The sequence below is a fragment of the Vibrio sp. YT-19(2023) genome, from assembly GCF_033337395.1.
Genome location: NZ_JAWOQN010000451.1, coordinates 1 through 726, shown reverse-complemented (window position 1 = coordinate 726; position 726 = coordinate 1). Strand labels below are relative to the sequence as shown.

The 726-nt window shown below is 43.5% G+C and carries 1 protein-coding gene and 1 pseudogene; both read right to left on the bottom strand.

Annotation, left to right across the window (positions count from 1 at the left end; all coding sequences use genetic code 11):
* A pseudogene (locus tag R7E78_RS26475) lies at positions 1-141 on the bottom strand (SPFH/Band 7/PHB domain protein); the annotation flags it as partial.
* 161 nt (positions 142-302) lie between these two features.
* Positions 303-726, bottom strand: a 424-nt coding sequence (locus tag R7E78_RS26470) for a tetratricopeptide repeat protein (RefSeq protein WP_318058657.1), incomplete at its 5' end; no start/stop codon positions are given.

Here is a 726-nt window from a genome sequence, read left to right as displayed (position 1 = left end):
CGGCTTTAATGTGTGGGTGTAGCGTCCAAAGCGCTCAACTGTCCAGTTGTTTCCTTGTGGAACCGTTTTGATGGCTGAAGACAAGATAACGACAGCGAGGACGACGAAAATACCGATAGTGATCAGTGAATCGATAGGCATGATTTATTCCCTTGAGTGCATAATAACTGATTCATTTTCACGCATTTTTGGGTTGTAGACAATCGAAGATGTTGAGAAGAAACGATAGCGGGGCGATTTTAGGCAAAACAAAGGCCGGAAATTCCGGCCTTTATTGTCTTATTTTTAGAGGAGTTCTGCGCTTAGTACAAGATGGAGTACAGCTGGCGACGATATTTACTTGCAATAGCGTTGCCTTGTCCTAATGCGCTTAGGATATCCATAAAAGTTTTCTTCCCTTCGCCATCTTGCGCGCCTAGGTTTACTTTTAAAATGTTCCAAAGTAGCTCTAGCGCTTCTTCATCACGACCCACTTGGTTGTATTGTACTGCTAGCTCACATGCCAATTCGAAATTGTCTGGGTTAGCTGCCAACTCTTGTTCCAAGCGCTTTAATTCTGGACTTTCAGCCGCTTGCTGATGCAGTTCCAGTTTCGCGATTAAGCTTTTGTAAGAGTTGTCTTGATACTCCAGTGGGATGGTTGCTAACAACTCTTGTGCTAATTCGAATTGTTTGGTTTCTAGCAAACAATCGGCTTTCGCTAATTTTACATCACCGCGTGATTGC